The organism is Candidatus Nitrosocosmicus sp. R (assembly GCF_054408505.1).
In genome coordinates this window covers 2708787-2732306 of record NZ_CP167090.1, presented here as the reverse complement: position 1 = coordinate 2732306, position 23520 = coordinate 2708787, and the positions used below count along the sequence as shown (strand labels likewise).

The following is a 23520-nucleotide window of genomic DNA, read 5'->3' as shown; positions in this document are numbered from 1 at the left end:
TCCCATCCTTATTGTTTTTAGCCCACATTTTTACATCAAGGCTTAAAGTCATCTTCATCTGATATTTTTTGTTGTAATTTTTATTATCAATATCTCTACCTTTTTGGAAAAAAGTTACTATAAAATATTGCAGAATCATCTTAACAAACTCTAATATTTAATAGTCATCTTATTGTATGTACTTCAAATATTATCTATATGAAGGAACACGTTGAATCGGAGGAGATCGGATTCTAGATGTTGCCAATAGTAGAACAATATTTGTTATTCATTCAAAACCTTTTTTCTATATATTGATGCAACTAATAAGGTACCCACAAATGTTGCGGTCCAGTATAACCATAAATTAGTCTATCTCATAATTTAGTTCGGTAAATTTGATCTTTAATTCAATCATCGTAATCTTTAAATTTAACAGTTTCAATGAAATAATAGAATCTACATTATAGGACCGATATCAGCACGAATCCCCACGCGCCCAAACTAAATGATATTTGATATGGTAATTTTCTTTCACAAATAGATTAAATAAAAAATAAAATTTTCTATTTGATAACGGGGGCATTTCTTATGTGGCACTGGAAATAAGATATATGATACCGGAAAACTATAAACCTAGAATTACGGGTCAAAGGGGAATGGCACATAAGAGCAGCAAAATATTCATGGCATTTAGTGAAATGATTTACTAAATGTAGTACTATATAATTATTTATTTCTAAAAGGGTTGTATCTTTTTCAATAAATCCAGATCTATTGGAGAGTATAGTAGCTAATGAATAGACTTAGCAATACAATTAACTGAATTATTCAAAACATTAAAGAACAGAATCATAATCTTACATGACAATAACACAAAAGTTAGGAATACCAGGCAAAACAATCAATTAATCCATTCCAATACAATATATCACTTAAAACAATAAAAAGTGGTTGTTAATATAATGACTGATCATTATACTGTGTTTGCATTTAATTGAGCACTTAGCATTTACTGTTTGTGTTTTCTCGGCCACTTGGTGTGAATATTTTCTTGCAGCCTCCTTCTTCGTTACATACTTGCGCACCTTTAAATTTCTCACCTTTGGGAGGGCAAAAAGTAGCTGTAGCAGAGGCCTGTTGGGATATTTGAGCGACAATAGACGCAAAGCCAGCAAGCATTGCAATAATTACGATTGTGGCAATAATTTTATTATTCATTAAATACCTCCTACTGACGCTATATTAAAGCATTTTAAATATTAAATAATGAATTTAACAAATAATAAAAATTCAAGTAATATTGAAAATCTAATAAAAAGGTCTTGATATAACCAATGTAAGCAATACAGATAACTCTGATTCAGTAAACGCGGAAATATCTGCAGAAGGCGGAAACATAATTGTGCCCTGGTGGGAAAGAAATAAGACATCATTTCTTCCTGTTGCCAAGGTATCAACAGACAATGGACAAACATTTGGAGAAAGACTGAATATCGCAGCCAATCCATTTGGGGCCATAGGTAAGACAGAAGGGGAATAGGACAAAGTAGAATAGAGTAGATTTACCCATGCTATTGCTACCTTCATCTTTTGTTGGGGGTTCCATACCAATTATTGCCGCATATCCCACTCGGTCCATATCAACTACACAAACATGAAAATATTATCAATTTCTTCGAGCGCTGATTGGATTATCATTAAATCCACTGAATCTATCATTAAAAAAAATTCATAACTAATTTATGAAAAATACTCAAAGCTAAAAGATTCATGCAGTCTTATTAACTATGCAAACAATTTTGTCAAATTCTTACATAAATATCAAAATGTGTTATATGGTAGTAAAACACTACTATAGATTCATGAAAAAGTTAAACTTAATCGCAGTCGCAAGTATCATAGCAGCTGTTTCCTTTGTTGTGGGAATGACATCACCGATAGCAGCATTTGCGACTTTTCCAAATATTCCAAATGTAACTCCAATGGGGGATAATATGACCATGAACATGGATGACAACATGACATCAATGGGCAATATGACCGGCGGCGGAAACTCAACATCAATGACCGAAACAGAAAGTCTACCTTCAGCAAATGAAACTGGAGTATGCCAACCTTGTTGTATTGGACCTAACCCCAGTTGCTAGGGAACGTAAGGAATATCTTTAATTGCTTATTTTCAGATAGACCTGACAGAATAGACAGAATAGTAGGATCTGTTAACACAACCGATTTTATCGGCAACTGAAGTTGGGTGCCAAACAACTTTGCCGTAGATCCTCCTAATGCCGCCCTGATTCTAAATGATGAGATGGAAGGAGAACAAAGACAAGATTATGCCATAGCCAAAATTATCAAATTTTAGTCATCAAATGTTCCTTTGACACGCGCTTTACCGCAAACGTAGTGAGAAGATGATTAACTTTGGACAAATACATAAAATCTTTCAAAGTAGCCTTCATGTATGAAGTTAAAATATTAATCTTTGTTGCATCCTATTCAATACCCATGGTATATCAAAACCCTTAAATTTAACAATACCTTCTAAAGAAATAGAACCTCTTTTAGAGAACCAATATCGGCACTAATCCCCACGCGCCCAAACTAAATGATACTTTGACTGGTAATGATATCATGATTGCCGGAATTCGAATCTATATCTGGGCACCTTCTTAAATTAATTCTATATTCTATACAGCCTTAAACCGTATCAGCAGGTGACTGGGCTATACCCAATATCCGTAATTATTTATTGTGGTTTTAATGTTATTTTGCATCCACCTTTTCCTTCGAATGAAACTAATAGTTTGGTGATTGCACCACTTGTTACGGCCCCTTCGACATATAGCTCAATGCTATCAACTTTGTATCCTTCAAACCAATCCTTTAAGTCACTTAAGTTGGCTACAAGCTCACCCATGTTATCACGTACACCAAAATTGTGTATACTTGCTTGAGCTCTTGGAGATGACATAAAGGAAAGTTGAATTTGAGGTTTCGTTTTATTAGAGTTTTGGTTTTTATTTGCACTCATAGGCTTTTTCAAAACAATTTATCTAATAAACTTTTAAAAAGTTATATTGAATTTATGTAGTCACAATCTTCAATTTTTCAAAGAATGATACCTTTATTATATTGATGTCTAATACCAATTTTATACCTACACTATCAATTCGATAGTAATGCCAAGCACTAGGTCTTCTATGGTACCTAAACCTATAGTCTCATAATCCTGATGCTTTAGGCTCTAGATTCTTTGAATTGGATTAAGATAAGAATTCCTGAGAATATGATAGTAGATTGTGAATTAAGATAAGTATTGGGTTATCTTGCATATATTTCGAAAATATCGTAAATCTTATCTATTTGGATATTTTATACTGAGTATGAAGAATTTCAAAAAAGCTCAAAATTGGAAAAGTATTTTAATATCACCCAATAGTGAACAATATGGTACGAATTTGGGGCGATAAATTTCAAATTAAGAAAACCAAATACATTCGAGCACTTAATACTGACATTATTATAATCGAAAGGGAATCAATTCCGAAACAAGACAATTATGCAGAAAATAGACAGGCTAAAAGTGGTCTATATTTTATAGAAGTAGATTTTAACGCATTGGAGCCTACTGATGGTAAGTTATCTGATTATATTTTAAATCATCAGGATGACTTGAAGCCTATTGTTGAATATTCCCTGAATGAATATTTGGACTTGTATCAATGGGATGCTAGAGGAACACCTGAAACTATGGCAATTGCATATGTTTTGGAAAAGGATCGTAGGTTTAGTTTAGCGAAATTGGTGGCGGCTTCAGATCTTTCAGGACAATTTAGAGACTGTGATACAATCGAGAATTGTCCTCGTGTAAAACATTTGGAAATGATTTCTCCGCCTGACATACCCGGAAGAGTATATACTCTTTATAGTACCGTAAACGGACTTGATGGTGGAGTACATTAATCCTCCTATTGATTAGGTATGGATAAGGAATTTGGATGTGGGACTGAATATTACAACTCTCTAATTTTCAGTCAAAATGAAAACAATGTGTTGTTAATAAAAGAACAATATGAACAATTAATTAATAATTCTGAATATTCTGTTGACGATCGGATCTATCGTATTCACGTGGTTTTCCACATAATACATCATGAAGAAATTGAAAACATTGACGAAAAACAAATACATGAACAGCTTCAAGTACTGAACCAGGACTTTCGGAACAAAAATATAGATAATGTTCTTTTTTCTACATACTTTCGAGAAAAAAAACTTGCTGCAGATTCACATATAGAGTTTATACTGGCGGATAAGGACGATTACGGTAACATCACTAATGGAATTACCAGAACCCCAACTGATAAAATATCCTTTAAAGCTCCTCCTGTCGGTAAAGAGTCAGGAAATTTGCCACTAAAACAACAACCAGTTAAATCCACATGTGAGGGTGGTAAAGATGCATGGGATACAGCTAAATATTTAAACATATGGGTTTGTAACCTGGACGGTGCCGGTGGTTATGCGCAATATCCTCGCAGGGATCCTGTCGGAGATGTGAAAGCAACAGATGGAGTAGTCATAGACTACCATCGCGTCGGTTTAAGTGGAACTGCTCAACCTCCTTTCGATAAGGGTAGAACTCTGACTCATGAAATAGGGCACTGGCTAGGTTTATATCACATTTGGGGTCCAGATGATTCCTCTATTTGTAATAATGATGATAGTTTAGACGACACTCCTCCACAAAGAGGTCCACAAGAAGGACGCCTAATGGGATATTCTGAAAAACACAAGTGCGGTGGAAGTGATGTATACCCTTTAGTTATGAACCATATGGACTACTGGGATGATGATTTCAAGCTAATGTTTACTGGGGATCAAGTTGCATTAATGTATGAGTGTCTTATTTCTTTGAGAAGGACATTACTTGAATAATCAAGTAATTGTGATACGATCTTTATCTATGAACTTCTAACTAACTTTTTAGGAATACAATTGTCAACATGAACTTTCGTTCATTCAGTACCTTGTCGCATGTTGGACATAGCTTATCCTTCCTCCTTCATTTTTTCTATCTCCTTTGAAATCTCATAGATGTAGTCTTTAATTTCCTGCTCGGTTAAGGAGGTTGGAGAGCTACTCTCTTTGATAAGGCTAGAATTTGAATTCAAAATCATAGATACTGTTCTGTCAATTTCTTTTTGCCATTGTGCAGATCCAATGTCAAGAAGGAATTTTGATGCCTTTTGGTTGACTAATTTTCTAACAAATTCCAATAACTGTTTATCATGTGCCATTGAGTGAGCGAGACTGTGTAATCCTATCAATAACAAAAATGATGAAAAAGATATCAGTGATATAGTGGTAAGACCGAAAGGAGGATATGGAATTAATTGCACAAGCGAAATCTGGTTACTACTAAATAGTAGCATTATGCCTGTCCCTGAAATCAACAAATATAACTTTAGCTTTTGATTATCGACATTTTTAGATATCATTACAAAGGAGATGGCAAAGAAAAAACCTCCCGCTTGTTTGGCTCCTCCTAGTGTGAACTGAACGGTAGAAAGTAGTTGTGGATTTGAGTTTAGTACGTAATTAAAAATACTTGCTCTAATTATGTCGAGATTTCCTAAATAGTACACAAGGGGTAACGTTGCAAGTAACCAAAATTTCCATCGGCCTAGTTTTCTAGAATAATGGTGCAGTAACAAACAAGTCGCAAGCCAGGCCAGAGTAAACGAAAGAATAGAAGTTATCTTGTAAAAATCAGTAAATGATGATAAAGAGAGGCTTCTATTATCCCATGGATTAGTAACAAAAGAAATTTTTTGGGAAGGACCAGATAGCTGAGAGTTTAGCATTAAAATGCTGGATATTTCGTTTATCAGGAACGCGGAGAGTGCTAATACATAGAGCAACATTACCATGCCGCGATTTCTTTTATACCATGAGGTAAGGGATATCACGAGTAGTCCTATGTTGATGATAGAAAAAGCATAACTTAGGTAAACTACTAACTTGAAAATATCTGAAAAATACGCTCTTTGATATAGTAGCAATGCTATCAAGTATAGAAATAGAGAGGCAAGTACACAAAGAGATAAAGTTCCCCAAATTTCAAATAACATTGAGGATCTTGTCTTTGGCTTTGTTTCCGCGGAATTCTTTTTTCTAATTATATAAAGTATCAAACATTGAGCTGTAATACTGACAACTACAATAGATACAAAGACAAGGTGAGTGAATGATGATTGACGCTTTACAATGGAGTCCAAGTACAGGCTCATTACTATTGTATCAACGAATGACAAAACAAGCAATATGATCCCCACAACGAAAATCAAATATGTGGTGCTTGAATGTGTCACAAGATAGAAATGAAGATCGTATAAAATAACCTTTCTAAAACCGATCAGTTGAGATTATGATAAACCTTAATAATAATACAAGTGAGCAATATCAATTGTGATTAAACACTTTGTCACTATAAGTGTGGTCTCTATAGGAGTACTTTTTGCTATGGTTTGCTCTCAAAATGTTAATGCTGTCAATAGCTCAGATCTAATCTATTCAAAGGACTCAAAACCTTATGGACTTTCATTTTCAGAATGGATTGCAAAATGGTGGAACTGGCATTATAATCTGCCAAATAAAGTAAATCTACAAAATCCCGACAATTTTAGTCAGATACATCCGCGAGAGGCGTATTCACCCGAAAAGTGTGCATGGAATCAAACTGACAATAATGTCTGGTTTCTTCCAGATGGGAGGAACTTGCTATTCTCATCCTCTGAACCTGAAACAAGACAATGCACAGTTCCACATGAAAAAGCTTTGTTAGTTCAAATTTATGGTGGTGGCTGTAGCTTTGCAGAAGGATTCAAAACAGATCAAGAGTTAAAGGATTGTGTAAATATCGGCTTAAATTCAGTTGAATTCACTGCCAAAGTTGATGGAATTGAAGTTATGAATTCAAAAGACAGGGATCTCTATCTTCCAGATGCTTATCTATACAATCAGACTCTCGCTAAGGATAATTATTATGAACTTCCAGCTGGGACATGGAGAGCCATGGCAGGAGGGTATTTCCTATTTGTGAAACCCTTAGACATCGGCAACCACACCATAGAATTCAAAGAAACATATTTCAAACCCGGATTTGAAGGACAGCCTTCCAATGAGAATAGGATTTCAAATGTAATGTATAATTTGACGGTTAAATAGAGGTCAAGGATCATTTAGTAGAAGATAAATTTATGATCTTGAGGCAAACTTCATTATTTTTATTTTCATCAATAATCGTTATTCTTTGGAAAACTTGTTAATATTTAAATGATAATCAAAATTACAATTCATACAACTTTAATTATGATTCTGATATTACATGTTAATCTACTACAATTCTAACAAATTGTATTGGCCCAATTGACAGAAACAATTCACAAGTATCAGGTCGTTAGTGGTTTGAACATTGTCGATCTGATTTAAGAAGATTAACAAGTATGATTATATTCAACCTTGAATCGTATGCCCACGAATCAGGATGATAATTTTAATCTCAATACATTGACTAATTGACTGATTAAGATACAGCAATAGAAAATATAAAAATATCACCTCGTTACTCAATTGTAATTGAAATAGTGTGGAGCAATATGAAGTAAATTGTGTTATGAAAGATAATGGTGGATTTATAACCCAATTAGGATTTAAAGATCAAGGGATTCATTCAATCTTTATTATCACTCGGTTAATTCTCTCAGGAAGAATCTTCCCTTATGTAAACAAAAATGGAAAAAGAGTAAGAGTTGTTGTTAGCGAGTCCACACTCGACACTGAATTTTCTATTTCTTCTGAAGAGCATATAGATATCGATGATTTGGATTTCTTACCAAAATGCAGTAGTTAAAATTACCTAGATTGATATATTTTAATTAATCCGAATCATAATCATACTTATTCTAAATTAAGTCAAGTAATATTTTGTATCCTCATTGGATCACCGCATGTGATAAATTCAAAAGTCTCTGAAATAGCATCGAAATTAATAGGATAAATTCTTTGGCATAATCTTTAAATTTATCTTTACTGAATGAGATGTAGAATCCTAATTAAAATACCTATATCAGCACTAATCCCCACGCGCCCAAACTAAATGATACTATGCATAGTAATGATATTAATTACTTTAAATATGAATAGTTAAGGCTAGTGCAATGGGGACAAGGTAGATAAATTAGTTAGATAAAAAATAGCATTAAATAAAATAAAAAGTGAGAGAAAAAATTTCTAGGGGACTTCCAAAAGGAAAGTTACTACTCGACTACCTCATATCTAGACACTCAGACGTTCAAAATCGCCGACGATAAACTTTGCACCCGGAGGCAATAGATCCATTGATTGTTTCATCATTTGGTCAGCTTTTTCGTCTTTTTCCATCTTTGCCATTACTTCATTCATGTGTTGGCGATCTTTATAATAAATCGACTCAATCCAAACTTCCTCATCTATATTGGCAGAAACGATACTAGCAATATTAGCAAACCCTTCCATTGGTACGTCTGAGTTGCTAAGCTTGAAGGCGTCATAGTGTAGAATACCGTATTGTTTGAACATATCATAGGCCTCTTTGCATATTCGCAACATTGCGTCATGATTCTTTTTGGGTACCCTGTAGATAATATGTGAAACAATACTTGCGTCAGTTAAATTAGATATGCTCATGACTAATAGTATTATTTCTTGGAGTATAAAAACGGATAAGGGAACAAAAGTATACTTAGCTGTATCAACACAAAATGTGTAAATTAAGAATGTAATTCTGAATTACATGTTACATTGATCTGATAATAGATCTACTGATATCACACAAACAAAGTCTTCTTATCACAATAGTGAATAATACATGAAATCTTTCATTAGTAGTAGAACCCTATTACCACTGGGAACTTAATCCCCACGGATAACAGGTCAATATACTATCCAAATATGAAGATTATTATTCATAGTTGATAATTGTCTGATTAAGGACAATACATTTGTCCAAACGCCATTACTCCATTTTTATCACGGGATTGAGAATGGACAGAATCACCCTAGCGCCTCCCAAGAGACATACTAGTGCCGTTTTACTCTTTTCCGTTCTGAGTGCCATTCAGAGATAATGTAGGATTCTATCTTATTAAGAATGTCCACAATTCAACAGATAGAAAATATTGATTAATGAATACACATGTAAATATGACATTATGAATAAACCCTTATTTATCCATGATACAACCCAGTTTAGGGTCGAGATACATAAAAGTACTGTTACTAAATTGATTAATAAAAGAATGGGTTTCAAAGAATTTTCTTTGCAGGAGGAAATAGATTTATATCTCGAAAAACACGATGAAAATAAATCAAACATATTTGATCCAGACAAAAAGAATACCAGATTAAAATTTCCTCCCGAATTGAAATCTCTGTGTCATCATGTCTTTGAAATGATCGCTAACTTAGAAAAGAAGAATAAATACTATGCTGCTTTAACGGCATCAGAATTTTATGGAATGTTTTATTCATATTGGAAGAAATTATTATTAGATGGAAAGGACCTAATAGGTCTTTCGTTATGGTATGAATTACTGCGAATTACTAAGCGTTGGGAAAGACAAGAGCGACAACAGGGAAAATCAGTGAATATTCATAAAGGGGCTCTCTATTATTCAATTGCTGAAACTTATATACTATTAGGGAACATTGATATGGCCTTTTTTTATTTATATCAAGCATTTATACTTGACAAAGATCTTGGAAAGGTAAATCGATCCATCAAATATCCATTAAATGCACCCAGTTATACTACAATTACTCTTTCGGATAACAAAGAAAACCATATGTATCCTTTCATTAAGAAATTAAGGGATAGATTAAGTCGATTTATTGATCAATATAATAGGCAGTATAAAAAAACTTTTACCATGCAGAATTTGGATGAAAAAATCCTTAGCAATAAAAAATTCTTTGAACTGGTAATTTATTTTACTTCAAATCTTATTTCTTTGATATCATTGGAAAAAAGTATCTCAAAATTTGAGGCAAATAATGCTTTCATCAAGTTGAAAATAGTCGATATTATTTTCAATCTGTGTTTAGTAATAGAAGTTATTTTAAAAACAGCAAATCTAACAATACATAATTTTATTATACATATAAACAACTTGAATAAATGGAATACTCAGACAGATCTTGAATCCTTTATGGGAAATAAAGGATTATCCATAAACCAATGAATTCCAGACAGTATAATTCCAAAATTAATGTCCGACAAATTAAAGATAAAGCGCAAGAAAATTAATGAGGAACTAAAAGATCTCCTTATAGTGATCATATTAGAAATTTTAGTGCGCATAATATCTTGGAACAAAATGTAGTTTATGATGAATTTAAAAAACTAATTTCATCATTATTCAACGCCTTTTTGTATGTGGTCCATACTATCCTTTAGTCTAATGGCAATAATTCAGCGTTCCCTTTTAGCAATGCATAATAAAATTAAAGGTCATATCAACGACGTTGAAATATTATGAATTTCAGTTAGTCATTTCCTAATTCAATTTTTTTGGCTTTAATATGATATTAATACGCCTTTCTGAGTAATTTGACTCAGATTTAGATTATGTTCTGTCATGGACCCTCGATCAATTTGTTCCTAATGGACTCTATTCAATCTTGAATCGTATCCCCACGAACAAGCTACTTGTTTATAGTACCGCTGTGCCGTATTTAGTTTGATATTTATGTTGAACTTTTTTCTTTCTACTGTTTGTTTTCTTTCTTTGCTTCCTCGATTACCCAGATCAGATATTCCTGTAATTCCTTTTGGTCTAGTTCCAGGGGTTGTTTGACCTCTGCCATAAGATAGCTATTATCCTTATTGATTTTTGATGTTATATTTTGAATTTCATTCTCCCATTCAGCTTTTCCTATTGTACCTAGCAGTCTTGATTCTAATACATGTTTATGTATAGAGTTACGTAAGTTATTATTTACAGCAACGAGTTTTGCTGAATTGTAAATCCCAATCATCATAAAAAATGCACCCAAATTTAATACCGTTATAGTTGCGAGTCCAAAAGGAGGGTACGGGCTAACAATTTGTGCTACTGCTTGATTTGCACTAAATATTAGAAATACCCCCCATCCAGAAATAATCATATATGTTTTTAAACTTAATTCATATCTAATGATTTTAGCTATATTCCAAAATGCAATTGCAAAGATCAATCCTCCGACAGGCTTACTAATGGAAAGAAATGCACCTATCATAATTGATACAACTACAGGATCGATTTGAAGATAGAAGATCAGTATGTTGCTTAGGATATATTGATAAAAATAAGTTAATAAAAAATAAACAAATGGTACAGCTAAAATAATTAGATATATAATGGTGTTAACTCGTTTCTCTCTATAATAATTCATAAGTATTGCTGTTGTAATCCAAATACAAAAAAACGACATAAAAATAGAAACTCTATATACACTATCTAAAAGTGGATATCTGCCACCAGAATTATCTCCTGATGATCCAATGTATTCTCCAGCATGATTTGGTCTATCACTCACTTTGGCACTTGCGTACGTGGAGGTTATAATTAGGTTAAATGAAATCAATATCATTGATACAAAATACAAAAAGACTATGAAGTTACGAGTAGATTTATACCATGAAAAAAACAAGAATGATAACCATAAGATTAAAGTTGCTGAAGTCCAGTAACTCATCACTATTATTGAAATACTTATTGATGTGTCGTAATAATTATTAATGAACATTTGAAATATGAGTAATCCTATCAAAGATGTTAAAATGCATACGGATGCCATCGAAACTACATAAAATACATTTGTCTTTAAGACATTATTTAGTCCCCTTGTATTAAATGAACTTCTTACATACCTTAATGCAAAGAATTGCAAAAACATACACATTGAGCTATTAACAGAAAATAAGATCACCTTGCTTTGCAAGGAAATGAAGTTTTTATCAATTAGATCGTTAATTTTAACAATTATGGTATCAATTATCACGGTAACCATTAAAAGCAAGATAATTACAAGAAAAAATTTATTGTTAAAGCGTTTCTTATTTTCCATCCTCAACTATGACTACTTATCGCAGAGTTAATCTAAAAAATAAACGTAACATTCTAGTATTAGAGCACTAAATAAGCAACTACGTTGAAATGGTTAACATATTTTCCCACACTATGTTTCCTGTTTGTCTTTTTAATATTCTTGTCTAATTTATCGCCAATCCTTGGTTTAACTTCATTAAATATTTTTCCCCCATCGGCTAAACCATATGGCCAAACTTACAATGATCATATCAAAAACTTTTGGAAATGGTCATTAGCTCTTCCAGCTAAGGACAATCCTATTAACGATTCTACGGGAGATAAATGCGCTACGGGACAATCAAATTCAAATTCATCAGTATTCTACTTAGCTTTTAACAATGGTGGCAAATCCGAAAGGACATGCGAAGTCCCAATTGGGAAGGGCCTCCTTATTCCCGTAATGCAAGTAGAATGGTCTGACAAGGAATTTCCAAAAGCTTCATTACAGGAATTGGATGCAAGTGCAAAGAAGGATCAGGATAGCGTTAATAGTTTGTATCTTAAAATCGGTGATAAAGAATACGACTATCAAAGCTTACTTAAATCTAGATCTCATACAGATCCCTTTAATGTTACATTTCCTGATAACGGAATTTTTGGCGTAATTCAAGGTGGTAATTCCCAAGTTTTGGCTGATGGGTTTTATATAATAACGGAACCAATTGCAAATGGTACTTATCCAGTGCACTTCAAATCCAGTCTGCTTTGTACAGATCTAGGATGCTCCGAACCCAATTTTGCCCAGGATATAAAATATACGATAATTGCCAAATAATGATAAATTTTGTACAAATTGTGGAATCAAATTATGTTAACTGATTCTTTAACCTATAAACAAAAATTAATAATTTCATTGAGGAGAATAACATTAAGCAACTTCTGAATTTAATTTGGTTTCAGTCAAGCGTATTAGAACCCTACTACCACAAGGAACTTAATCCACACGCGCCCAAACTGTCCTAATCGATCCTTATGATCAGGACAAACTACGTACTCAGTTATTCTTTTGAACACAATTTTTCTTTTGAATTTATTGAATTTAAATATAATATTTGCCGATGAAGGAATTTTGTATCTTGACGTTGTATAACTCTCAAGATCTGATATCATATTATTTACTTGTGTGATGGCATAAGAAAAAGAAGAAAAAAATGGTAGTAGAAGACCTGCGATCTTCACAGAGAAAATCAAGAAATCGGCATTAACGCATGCGACAAGTCATTAAAGATTCTTACACACTGTCAAATTACAAAGGTGTATTAGGTTATCTAAAGTGAAAATTCCATCCACCAAGAAGGAAGATGTTACCAAGTATCAAATTAATGTCTGGACCCACCTATCAGCAATGTAATCCATTAGGTTGCCTAAGTAACATAGAAGTCCTATACGAAAGTCCAAATGCTGTTGTATTGAACTCGGATTATGTAGACGTTATATGGAGGGCTGTTGATGACGTAAAGAAAGACGGATTTAAATTGGATGATTTTGCTACTTATTCTATATCCAGTTACTCTGGAGACTCGAACCGAGTAAATATAATGGTATTATTATCAAAGTAGTAGACTAGTTTATTGCTCTAATTGATACCAAAGAGAATGTCAATTTTGACCTTTCATTAATGATTTATTTGTAATATAAAAAACAAAAAATAATGTTTGATTACCAAATATTCTAATAAATTGCCTAAATTGGGCTGTCAATTGAATTTATTTTATATAAATACTAAATTTATTAAAATGTATATACTTAAATATATAACATCAAGAGAAAAGATATGCCATGGCATAAACTAACAACACCAGGTGGAACTTTCCATTGTGACGCTCCTGGTAGTAACTGTCTTTCTCATGTGTTACCAGAGGAGCCAGTATTTTTTAAGGCTCAAATGAAAACAGAGATGCAAGATGAGGTTCAAGATGAATCTTTGGTCAATCTTACTAATGAGGTAAACCGCTTGATTGATGAGGCAGCTCAAAAAAGAAGTGATAGAAATTTACGTATTGCTAAAACTTCTCACGGATTCGTCATTTTATGGACTCATAAGGGTCCTTCAACGGCTCTGGATTCACCAGAATTATCTGATGATGAAATGTCGGAGGTATTTGGTCTGGTATGACATCTCACGCTTTAGAAACACATGGACATCATTTTCATTGTATTAGCTCTGGAAGTGAATGTGTAGCTCCCCATATGAAAGAAGAAGGTTTCTTTTTCATGCATCCGCGGATGAAGAAAGAGATGCAGGAAGACGCACATGATGATACGCTTATTGAACTTACTGATAAAATAAACAAGCTTGTTAATGAAACTGCTTCAAAGAGAAAAGACAAAAACTTGCGTATAGCAGTTACGTCTAAAGGATTGCTCTGGATATGGACTAATCAGGACAATGATTATACAAATGCAGACACAGAAATGAAAAAGTTAGACGACTATGCGTTGTTGGAGATATTTGGATTAAAACAATCTACATCCAAGGCTTAAATTTTTTGTATATTGATATAATATAGGCTTAATGATAAAGCGGCTCTGTTAACTTAAAGTGATATTTCCCTGTTGTGTTGATATGCAAATAGATTCAACCAGTTTTGTACATGCTTTAGTTTACAGTTTTTCATTCTACAAGGAAAATAATCGTCAAATCCTTCAGTCCTGTCCTTTATGTACTGCATCGTTCTCTCTATCAGACTTTTCTCCAGAGAGGAGTGGACATAGTGATCGAGATTTAAGAACCTGCAGGCTTGTGGATACCAGGTTCCACCATCTGTTGATATAGGATGCTTTCCATGAATCTTGACCAAACTTGAAATAAATCGCTCAGCAATGAGCATGTTTCTTTCTTTGGATATGTTTAGTGCGAGAATCTCTCTGCTTTTAAGCTCGATAGCTACCCAAATCCACATGTGGGCCGAACCAATCTTAATAAGAGTTTCATCGATTATAAACCCTGATATTCTTTTCCTCTTTCTAGCAATTTTCTTGGGTTTATATCTTTGAATCCATTTCCAGACTGCAACATGACTTCTCTTGACAAATTGAGATAGTGCTTTCGATGTGTTCCTATAAGATAAACCTAGAAAGTATAAGTACAAACCATAGCCAATGTACTTTGAAGGTGTTCTATTTCTTTTAATATGCATAACAAAAAGAGATAGGACATCTTTAGCTATAGAATTTTCTTTAAGTTAACAGAGCCGATAAAGCCTATAGAAAATATTTATGGAAGTAACAAGAGAAATTCTTGGAAGAGTGGATAAATATAGTCATAAATAGATTTTTTATTCAGCTTCAAATGCTATCGGTTTGTGGATATATCTGAATGTTTACCTGGAGACGATGTTAAATATAGATATTGTGATACTGATAAATTTATAAAATGATACTAATCTAAAATATAGTCAATATAATTCGCTTCAAAATTATATAAATTTAACAAATTACAGTTACAGGCTTCGTTGATCCCTTGTGATTTATTTTTCAATAATAGTTGTGTTTATTATCCATGACTATTTCGGCCAACTTTGTTCTATTCAAGGATACTATCTGAATCCTTGTGCTAAATATATAAAATTGCAGATAATCTATTATGACTTCTAGTTTTATGGAAAGAGACGAAGAAGAAAGTCCTGAGGAGATTAATTTAGATTCCGTAACAATTCTCAAAAAATCAGCTAATTAAATGGACGATATCATCAATCTAATAATAATTATACAGCTTTCCATATGGCGTGCCACCATTGTATAAATGAGGTTGAGAAGTATTCCTAAACTGTGATAGATATAGGTTTTTAATTAATAGAACCCTATTAACACCAGAAACCTAATCCCCAAGCGTCCAGACTGAAAAATATTTGGGGATTACATCTTCGATGGCTGGATTGTAAGAAAGTTTCAATTCATTACAAAAGGGTATAGAATGAATCTAGGTGAATTCATATTATAAACCAATATGTAAATTCGTTATCGTATTAATAGAACCTCATATTATAAACTAAGATTGTATCTTGTAATTGTCATGTATAAAAAAAGTTTATGAAACTGTAGAATAAGTTAAATGGTTTCTCCCTCTTAAAACTGCATGAAGGATTGGTTTAAAAAATCATTATTCTTTCCAACACTTTTCGTAACTGTTATTCTGATGATAGCAACTAGTTTTATCCAAGTAAATATATCATATGGTGAGGCAGTACCTTTGATACCGATTCAAACGGGAAACGCTACTTTAGACAAAGGTCTTCCTGTATTTTATGATTGTATCGACGAAAAGATAGATAATAGTAAAGGTGTTGAAGAAGATAATTATTTTGAAAAAGAACCTACAAAAAATGAGGTAACGACATGCTACAATGAAGTGTTCTTTGGTAATTCTGATGTACAATCTTCAAATGATAATTCTGATGTACAATCTTCAAATGATAATTCTGATGTACAATCTTCAAATGATAATTCTGATGTACAATCTTCAAATGATAATTCTGATGTACAATCTTTAAATGATAATTCTGATGTACAATCTTTAAATGATAATTCTGATGTACAATCAAGCGAAAGTGTAGGGGATAATGATATTGAAAGGTTCAATATGCTATTCGGGAATATTGAGTGAATAAGATAAGGTGTCTATTAAAATTTCTAGTAAAGGGATACTGAAAATATCCTTTATAGTATTTTCATTAGTAATAATCAATCAGATAACTATCGTTGATGCCGCTAATGCACTTACACGATACTTTAATTGTACAACAAGGATAGCCAACAGTCAATCAACATTTTCTTTAAATGATGCAGAAACCTGTTATGATAAAGTTTTCAAAGGCGCTTTGGACAATGACCGGTATGGTAATCCGCTAGATAAGCCTTAATAATCCTATATTTCTGCAAATCTTTTTCAAATCATAACATTCCAAAAAATCTTTATATTTATCTAATTATTTTATACGATAGAATCTCTTTTAAAGAACCGATATCGGTACTAATCCCCTCGCGCCCAGACTGTTACTAATATATGTACAAAATCTATCAAATATTAGTAACTAATTTGCATACCTGGTCAAAGAATTTGTTATATCATAAAGTGTTATAGAACCCTACTAGTTTTGGATTTAACAACTTGATTATATAACTGCCAGAAATGAATTATTGTAAGGTATATCTTTATCATCCTGTTACACTCTTAGGCATGTGAATTATATCTGTGGTAGGTAATTCTAATGATTTGTTTTTTATTATGCCTTTGTATATGGATATATGATGATTTGCTATATTGTCCCAAATTAAGTCTTTTTTAAACTCTTTAACACTTGATTCATAATGTTTGTAATGTTTGTCCATTTGTTCAAATGCCTTTTCAAATTTACGAGGATCCCGCTTTGTTACAATTCCCAGATTCATTGATGAGAATTCTTTAAAAAAACCTAGGTCAGAAGCAACAAATGGTTTTCCATGTCCCAGGCCGTCAAACATTACACCAGAACCTGAACATACCTTATAAGGTAAAAATACCACATCACAAGAAAAAAATAATAACGAAAGTTCTTCTTCTGATAGATACCTTTTGTTTAAATTAATAACTTTATCATCATGAAATTTAAAATTGATTTTTTCATTGTTATAAAAGTTCTTTGAATAGTTTACTACCAGTCTCCACTCCTTTGGCATTCTTATTTTTCTTATTATATCCCATCCTTTCGTATTAGTAATGAATCCCTGAGCTAAGGCTAGTCTTCCATTCTCTGGAAGATGCATTTTCTTTCTTGCTTCAATACGTGATATCTCATTTTTAAAATATGGTACCAATCCGTGATATACTACATTTGTTCTGGGTATTAATTCTCTCATGTAATTTGAAAGGACAATTCCATATACACTCTTAGACATAAGGTCTTTGTTGATTCTATGCATAGAAGAATAATTAATGAAATGTTGCCAGTATTTATAAAGTGCGAAGATCCTTAGAAAATCCTTATCATTATCTTTTTCTTTAATGTTTCTTAATTTCATCCATTGCTTAAAGTACATCGAAGTGTGAAAAGTAGTTACTATTGGAGTTAAACATTTATCATAGAATTTATCAAGACCTGTTGAAGTTTTAGATGGCTCTAAAGAATTTAGGTAAAAGCCGTAAAGTCCAAACTCATGTTGCACATGTACTATATCTGCTTTCGTCTCTTTTACTAATTGTAGTAATAGTTCTGAATTGTTCTTGTTATGTGGTGAGATGCCTTTGTAGTCGCCAGAACCATCTGAACTAGACACGACTGTAACATCTATATTATTTGAGCGCAGTGAATTAACCAAGTTGTTTGTATAACGACCTACACCACCTTGCATGGGAGGATATTCAGTACAGACCATTAAGATTTTAAAATTTGCAACCACTCTAATTATACACCCAAGAAAGTATATCATACTTAAAATAGTTCTACAAAGTCGAGAGTACAAACGTATATTCTGAAATGACAAAATAACCAAAGTATTTGGAAATATTTAGTGATATAGGCTATATAGATTGTTATACTAGCAATTACAATGTCGGAAGAACCGCTTAACAGAGAAGACGATCTTCAAGAAGATGTAAGAGATACAGCTGATGATACAGAAAGCACGTTAGACGAAGCAGGGGACAAAATTAAAGCAGGTGCTAAGGCAATGGGAAATAAAATTAAAGACCCTGATAAGGACATGGGTACAGTACAATAAGGAGAAGTTCAAAGAAGAAGTAAAAGATTACTAAATTTCAATATCTAATTTTTGTGATTTTAAGTATTCATTTATAATCAAATCCTTAATCATATAGGAATCTTAACGACTTTGAAAGAAAGTATGTTTATGAGTCGAATTTAATGGCTTGATATCCTTACATATCGGTTATAGATTGTGGCTTAATCAAATTAATTTTTCATATTCGGTAGTTGGTTTTAGTTTGAATGTATTGGAACCCTATTACCACAGGGAACTTAATCCCCACGCGCCCAGATTGTTACTAAATATCATACCAAATTATCAGATATTAAGCACTAATATACACATTCTAATCAAAGAATTTATTTCTTGCTAAATGCTATAGAACCCTATTGGTTTCTGATTTCTTTAATTAATTCTAAAACTGCTAGAATATTAGAGTATTGCACTTAGTTAGCAAACGCAATATATTTTTTCTATATTAGCAAAAATATGAATAAAACAAATATTCACAACAAAAACAAAAAACTCATTGTAGCATCAATTGCAATAGTGGTCGCATTAGCTCTTTTCGCAAGTCCCATTGTAGCGATGGATAATGATGCCTTTGCAACCAAAAAGAAAAAAGGCAATCATGCTGAGCAATCCATATCTCAATCACAAGCTTCAGTTCAAAATGCCTTGTGTGCTTCTGGTGGAACCACATTCCTATCATGTAACAATGTAAGCTTCCAACACCAAAAGAATACAGGAAACAATGCATTAGCACAAGATGATGATGACGGCAAAGGTGGAAACTCTGCAGACCAAAACATCAGTCAATCCCAATCTTCAAGCCAATCCAGCAATGTGGTATCTGGTGGAGACACAATAGGCTCTGGTAACAACATCAACGTCCAAAGCCAAACAAACAGTGGTAGCAACGCAGCTGCTCAAAGCTAAGTTCGAAACATCTACCTTTTTTTGGATTTGTATTTAAATTTTGATCGAGCTTTAAATCAGGAATACGATGTCTTTAGATATATTATGTTATCTATAAGAATTTATGGATGAAGGAGAAGGATTAGATACTAATAATTCTTCGTATCATTATGTAGGTTTAACCGCAGACATAAAAAGTGGATCATCTAAGAGTTTTTCAATTCAAACTGAAGAAGAAAAAATTGCAGAAATAGCAGTTTTTAATCTTGATGGAACATATTATGCAATATCTAATTCTTGTGTCCACAAAGGAGGACCATTGAGCAAAGGATTCCTCAATGGAGATATAGTCACTTGCCCGTGGCATGGGTGGAAATATTCTGTCAAGACTGGTAAATCTCCCCATAAAGGCGGAGATAGCGTTAATTCTTATCCAGTCAAAATAATAGAAGACAAAATATATGTAAGTTCTATTCCTACCATCATTGGAAAAAGAATATTCCAGCCTCATGAAGCCTATTTGAAATTGAAGGAATCAGTAGATGACTATTTGAATCATAAATCTAATGATAGTGTACTTCCTGTAGACGATAAAAAAATAAGAGTTCTTGGTATATCTACTACTAATGCAAACGATGAGATTGCGCCACGTCAAAGCACGTCAGAGACCGCATTAGATTTTGCTTTGTCATATGCAAAAAACAATTTAGGTGCGGAAACAGTTATGATTAAACTTCGAGATTTAGAATTCAATCACTGCGAAGGTTACTATTCAAAAAACGCTAATGCATGTATTTTTCCTTGTTCTATTTCTGAAAGAGACAGTGAAGATCAGATGATACAAATTTACGAAAAAGTAATTCTGTGGGCAGATATTGTCTTCATATCTACTCCAATAAGATGGGGTAGTGCAAGTTCGCTGTACTATAAAATGATTCAGAGAATGAACTGTGTTCAAAATCAAATGATTACACATAATCGATATCTTATAAGAGATAAGGTTGCTGCCTTCATTATTACTGGAGGTCAGGACAACGTTCAACATATAGCTGGAGAACTAATGTCATTTTGGTCACAGATGGGATTTGTATTTGGTAAATTTCCCTTTGTTGGATGGACTAGAGGTTGGTATGCCGAAGATACGGAAAATAATCATGATGAAATGATCTCTAGCTTGAATATGAATACTGGTGCTACAAAAGAACGTAAAAATTCTAAGATGAATAAAGATTTGGTAAGTACCATTAAGGGTGCTTTAGAAATGGCTTTACTTGTGAAACAAAACAGATATGATCAAAATGTTCTTCCAAAGAACAAATAAGCCTTGAATCAGACCGCATAAATTCACTTAATATGGACAAAGATAGAATGATTGTGAAAAATTCTCATTTTTCTAATTAAAGTATGAACTTATGGGAAGGACAAATAATTTAAGTTTTCTATTTAATGCATCGAGCCATACTATAAGTTGATATCTCTGAGGAGATTATTAACAAGTCAGTCAGTTTCTTAATTAAGGATTGTTGATACTAGAACATAATTCTTATTCATATATCGTGAATTGGAGAATGAGTTGCTGTTACTTTCTTAATGCTTATCAATACAGTATTCTTCCATGGATGAAGATATAAAACAAATATTGACATTGGAGTCGATAGATAAGCTATTGTTAGCTAATTCCGTGTTTGGTCATTCCTCCTTGCCGCAATAATGACTTTCGGTAAACGAAAAAGAAACACGGGACATTCTTTCTATTATTATAATTTCCACATTTTATATAACCAATGATTCCTGATTCGACCTAGACCTTCAAGTCTAGAGAAGCATACTGAATCATACTATAAGTACTATATTAATTCATTATTATTATGACAAATTATTCTACAGAAGTAATCAAATGCCTGGCATCTTGGACTCAACAATTACAAAATTGCAAAGGTGATCCACAATGTATAGAACATTGTAGCAAGGAGTTGAGAAAAGAATTGGACACCATTTTTCCATCATCTACAAAACTAGAATTTGATAATGACAAAATCAGTTATATCTTTTCAACCGTCTTTTTCTTATCTAATAGATTGAATAAAGCCTTGATCGGATTGGCTGAAATCGATAAAGCCATCAATAACCTAGTATTAGAAGAGCAGACTACTACAAATAATAAAATAGATGGTCAAAACAGAGAAGAATTTGAAAATAATTTAAACAAGATACTCTCCGAGTATTACTAAGTAATATAAAAAATAGTGTTAATAAGAGACCTATCACAGCATATATCGATCTTTGCCTACGGAGATGAAGAGTATTCTGTTAGGGAGTATTACTTTTAATTAGAAATTAGCAAAAGACCCTCTTTTGGTATCAATGATGAATATTTTTAAATTCATTTGTTTTTATCATTTATTCTAGTAGAATACATTCTATCTCGCCATTTGATTAACTCCCGTTGTTTTGACCTAACTAAAGGGGAAGCAAAAGCGACCAGCAATAAAGAACCCGATAGAGGAAAGGCCAATGAATAACGTAAACCTTGAAACAAGACATATCTTAATTGTAACACGTTGTTCGATATTACTAATAGAATGGAAGCAATTGCCAAATATAACGACGGTAGATTAAGGAAAAAATCTCTTCCAAAACCTGCACTTGTGATTACAAATGCTAGTATAAGTAAAGGTAATATCAATAGAGCAATTGGTGTAATTATTAGTATGAAAGCTTTTTTCCTGTCATTTTGGTATAATGGTATTATGATTCTTCTCAAACCATGCCATAAATCTATTGAATTTCTTGACCAAAGTGCTTGAATATGCTTTTCTCCGTGAAACACCCTGATCGCATACCCTTTTTCTTTGACTATTCTTCCTAATTCTGCATCTTCTGCAATTTCTCCGCTTACTATCTTATGAGTGCCAACAATTTCATAGACTTGTCTTCTCATCATAAAAAAACTGCCATAGAAAAATCCAATGCGAGTTTTAGGATTATTTGCTTTTATTGGTGAAAATCTTACTGCCGAAAAAATCCATAGTATTGGTAAAGTTATTTTGGTCCAGAAATCATTTGCTAATGTTTTAGGAATTGCAGTAATAGAATCAAGTTCTTCAGATATTAGATCAGTTACGGCTAACGATAACGTCGAGGAAGAAATTGTAGTATCTGCATCAGTAAAAAGAAAAAGACTTCCTCTTGACTTAAGATAACCTTGGTAACATGCCCAATTCTTTCCTGTCCAACCCTTTGGTATTGGTGATGAATTAATATAAATTATTTTACTATGACTAATACTATATTTATGAAGCAGTTCGCCTGTCTTATCAGAAGAATCATCATTAATAGCGATTATTTCATAATTAGGATAATCTTGACTTAATAGACTTTCAAGACATTTTTCAATATATTTTTCCTCATTTCTTGCTGGAAGGATTATGCTCACCAAAGGAAAGTCGACTAAATGTAAATTTGAAAAAGATGAAAGTTTTGGTACTTTTATGATGGATAAGATAGATTCGATCACAAAATAGATCAGCCAAAATAGACTGCTTGCTTGAACTATAAACATGGTCATAAAAATTATATCAGTATGAGGGGAAAAAGAGTCCAAATTATTGTACTTAAAGTTAACTGTTCGATATTGATATTGTTTTTGATATTTGCATTTAATATATAAATTGATAGAGAAGTGAACATGTCCAGATAGTGGATAGTTAAGTAATTACTACTTGAAAGAAATATTATGATAACTTAAATGAAGGCTGGA

25 protein-coding genes are annotated in these 23520 nt (G+C 32.7%); 16 read left to right on the top strand and 9 right to left on the bottom strand.

What is annotated here, in order from left to right; genetic code table 11:
- Window positions 1-984 precede the first annotated feature (984 nt).
- Together AAGU22_RS14105 and AAGU22_RS14100 are read right to left on the bottom strand one after the other, a co-directional pair.
- The gene (locus tag AAGU22_RS14105) at window positions 985-1200 is read right to left on the bottom strand and encodes a hypothetical protein (protein WP_458719747.1); all 216 of its coding nucleotides are present in this window, start codon (window positions 1198-1200) and stop codon (window positions 985-987) included.
- Between the two features lie 90 nt (window positions 1201-1290).
- Complete coding sequence (locus AAGU22_RS14100) at window positions 1291-1593, bottom strand: hypothetical protein (RefSeq protein ID WP_458719746.1); 303 nt, start codon at window positions 1591-1593, stop codon at window positions 1291-1293.
- Between the two features lie 251 nt (window positions 1594-1844).
- On the opposite strand from AAGU22_RS14100, the gene AAGU22_RS14095 reads away from it, so the two are divergent.
- Complete coding sequence (locus tag AAGU22_RS14095) at window positions 1845-2129, top strand: hypothetical protein (RefSeq protein WP_458719745.1); 285 nt, start codon at window positions 1845-1847, stop codon at window positions 2127-2129.
- A 602-nt stretch (window positions 2130-2731) separates the two neighbouring features.
- Here the strand turns inward: AAGU22_RS14095 and AAGU22_RS14090 are convergent.
- Window positions 2732-3016, bottom strand: a complete 285-nt coding sequence (locus AAGU22_RS14090; RefSeq protein ID WP_458719744.1) for a hypothetical protein — start codon at window positions 3014-3016, stop codon at window positions 2732-2734.
- Window positions 3017-3432: 416 nt separating this feature from the next.
- Between AAGU22_RS14090 and AAGU22_RS14085 the strand changes: the two genes are divergently transcribed.
- Together AAGU22_RS14085 and AAGU22_RS14080 are read left to right on the top strand one after the other, a co-directional pair.
- Window positions 3433-3948: a hypothetical protein gene (locus AAGU22_RS14085; RefSeq protein ID WP_458719743.1), complete on the top strand. Its 516-nt coding sequence runs from the start codon at window positions 3433-3435 to the stop codon at window positions 3946-3948.
- 18 nt (window positions 3949-3966) lie between these two features.
- On the top strand, window positions 3967-4923 hold the full coding sequence (locus AAGU22_RS14080) for a M43 family zinc metalloprotease (protein WP_458719742.1): 957 nt from the start codon (window positions 3967-3969) through the stop codon (window positions 4921-4923).
- A 113-nt stretch (window positions 4924-5036) separates the two neighbouring features.
- Here AAGU22_RS14080 and AAGU22_RS14075 read toward each other — a convergent pair whose 3' ends face one another.
- On the bottom strand, window positions 5037-6359 hold the full coding sequence (locus AAGU22_RS14075; protein WP_458719741.1) for a hypothetical protein: 1323 nt from the start codon (window positions 6357-6359) through the stop codon (window positions 5037-5039).
- Between the two features lie 97 nt (window positions 6360-6456).
- Here AAGU22_RS14075 and AAGU22_RS14070 point away from each other — a divergent pair, with 97 nt between their 5' ends.
- Window positions 6457-7215: a hypothetical protein gene (locus AAGU22_RS14070; protein ID WP_458719740.1), complete on the top strand. Its 759-nt coding sequence runs from the start codon at window positions 6457-6459 to the stop codon at window positions 7213-7215.
- Between the two features lie 448 nt (window positions 7216-7663).
- A complete protein-coding gene (locus AAGU22_RS14065; RefSeq protein ID WP_458719739.1) occupies window positions 7664-7900 on the top strand; it encodes a hypothetical protein in 237 nt (78 codons plus the stop codon).
- Between the two features lie 425 nt (window positions 7901-8325).
- Here AAGU22_RS14065 and AAGU22_RS14060 read toward each other — a convergent pair whose 3' ends face one another.
- Entirely contained in the window at window positions 8326-8715 is a 390-nt protein-coding gene (locus AAGU22_RS14060; RefSeq protein WP_458719738.1) for a DUF1428 family protein, read from the bottom strand.
- Window positions 8716-9239: 524 nt separating this feature from the next.
- Between AAGU22_RS14060 and AAGU22_RS14055 the strand changes: the two genes are divergently transcribed.
- Window positions 9240-10268, top strand: a complete 1029-nt coding sequence (locus tag AAGU22_RS14055; RefSeq protein WP_458719737.1) for a hypothetical protein — start codon at window positions 9240-9242, stop codon at window positions 10266-10268.
- A gap of 526 nt (window positions 10269-10794) precedes the next feature.
- On the opposite strand, the gene AAGU22_RS14050 is transcribed toward AAGU22_RS14055, so the two are convergent.
- Window positions 10795-12135: a hypothetical protein gene (locus AAGU22_RS14050; protein ID WP_458719736.1), complete on the bottom strand. Its 1341-nt coding sequence runs from the start codon at window positions 12133-12135 to the stop codon at window positions 10795-10797.
- A gap of 141 nt (window positions 12136-12276) precedes the next feature.
- On the opposite strand from AAGU22_RS14050, the gene AAGU22_RS14045 reads away from it, so the two are divergent.
- From AAGU22_RS14045 to AAGU22_RS14030, 4 genes are all read left to right on the top strand, one after another.
- Window positions 12277-12933: a hypothetical protein gene (locus tag AAGU22_RS14045; protein ID WP_458719735.1), complete on the top strand. Its 657-nt coding sequence runs from the start codon at window positions 12277-12279 to the stop codon at window positions 12931-12933.
- A gap of 526 nt (window positions 12934-13459) precedes the next feature.
- The gene (locus AAGU22_RS14040) at window positions 13460-13717 is read left to right on the top strand and encodes a hypothetical protein (RefSeq protein ID WP_458719734.1); all 258 of its coding nucleotides are present in this window, start codon (window positions 13460-13462) and stop codon (window positions 13715-13717) included.
- Between the two features lie 215 nt (window positions 13718-13932).
- Window positions 13933-14274 (top strand): hypothetical protein, encoded by a 342-nt coding sequence (locus tag AAGU22_RS14035; protein ID WP_458719733.1) that lies wholly within the window; start codon window positions 13933-13935, stop codon window positions 14272-14274.
- Complete coding sequence (locus tag AAGU22_RS14030) at window positions 14271-14642, top strand: hypothetical protein (RefSeq protein WP_458719732.1); 372 nt, start codon at window positions 14271-14273, stop codon at window positions 14640-14642. Before AAGU22_RS14035 ends, AAGU22_RS14030 begins: the two co-directional genes overlap by 4 nt.
- A gap of 53 nt (window positions 14643-14695) precedes the next feature.
- On the opposite strand, the gene AAGU22_RS14025 is transcribed toward AAGU22_RS14030, so the two are convergent.
- Window positions 14696-15298: a DDE-type integrase/transposase/recombinase gene (locus AAGU22_RS14025; protein WP_458719731.1), complete on the bottom strand. Its 603-nt coding sequence runs from the start codon at window positions 15296-15298 to the stop codon at window positions 14696-14698.
- Between the two features lie 938 nt (window positions 15299-16236).
- Between AAGU22_RS14025 and AAGU22_RS14020 the strand changes: the two genes are divergently transcribed.
- Both AAGU22_RS14020 and AAGU22_RS14015 read left to right on the top strand, forming a co-directional pair.
- Window positions 16237-16764: a hypothetical protein gene (locus AAGU22_RS14020; RefSeq protein ID WP_458719730.1), complete on the top strand. Its 528-nt coding sequence runs from the start codon at window positions 16237-16239 to the stop codon at window positions 16762-16764.
- Window positions 16765-16774: 10 nt separating this feature from the next.
- Entirely contained in the window at window positions 16775-17020 is a 246-nt protein-coding gene (locus AAGU22_RS14015; RefSeq protein WP_458719729.1) for a hypothetical protein, read from the top strand.
- A 295-nt stretch (window positions 17021-17315) separates the two neighbouring features.
- On the opposite strand, the gene AAGU22_RS14010 is transcribed toward AAGU22_RS14015, so the two are convergent.
- Window positions 17316-18512, bottom strand: a complete 1197-nt coding sequence (locus AAGU22_RS14010; RefSeq protein ID WP_458719728.1) for a glycosyltransferase — start codon at window positions 18510-18512, stop codon at window positions 17316-17318.
- Window positions 18513-18686: 174 nt separating this feature from the next.
- On the opposite strand from AAGU22_RS14010, the gene AAGU22_RS14005 reads away from it, so the two are divergent.
- The 4 genes from AAGU22_RS14005 to AAGU22_RS13990 all read left to right on the top strand — a co-directional run bounded on the left by AAGU22_RS14005 (window position 18687) and on the right by AAGU22_RS13990 (window position 21991).
- On the top strand, window positions 18687-18857 hold the full coding sequence (locus AAGU22_RS14005; RefSeq protein ID WP_458719727.1) for a hypothetical protein: 171 nt from the start codon (window positions 18687-18689) through the stop codon (window positions 18855-18857).
- Between the two features lie 474 nt (window positions 18858-19331).
- Entirely contained in the window at window positions 19332-19781 is a 450-nt protein-coding gene (locus AAGU22_RS14000; protein WP_458719726.1) for a hypothetical protein, read from the top strand.
- A gap of 103 nt (window positions 19782-19884) precedes the next feature.
- Entirely contained in the window at window positions 19885-21081 is a 1197-nt protein-coding gene (locus AAGU22_RS13995; protein WP_458719725.1) for a Rieske 2Fe-2S domain-containing protein, read from the top strand.
- Window positions 21082-21628: 547 nt separating this feature from the next.
- Window positions 21629-21991, top strand: a complete 363-nt coding sequence (locus AAGU22_RS13990) for a hypothetical protein (RefSeq protein ID WP_458719724.1) — start codon at window positions 21629-21631, stop codon at window positions 21989-21991.
- A 152-nt stretch (window positions 21992-22143) separates the two neighbouring features.
- On the opposite strand, the gene AAGU22_RS13985 is transcribed toward AAGU22_RS13990, so the two are convergent.
- Entirely contained in the window at window positions 22144-23364 is a 1221-nt protein-coding gene (locus AAGU22_RS13985) for a glycosyltransferase family 2 protein (protein WP_458719723.1), read from the bottom strand.
- Window positions 23365-23520 lie beyond the last annotated feature (156 nt).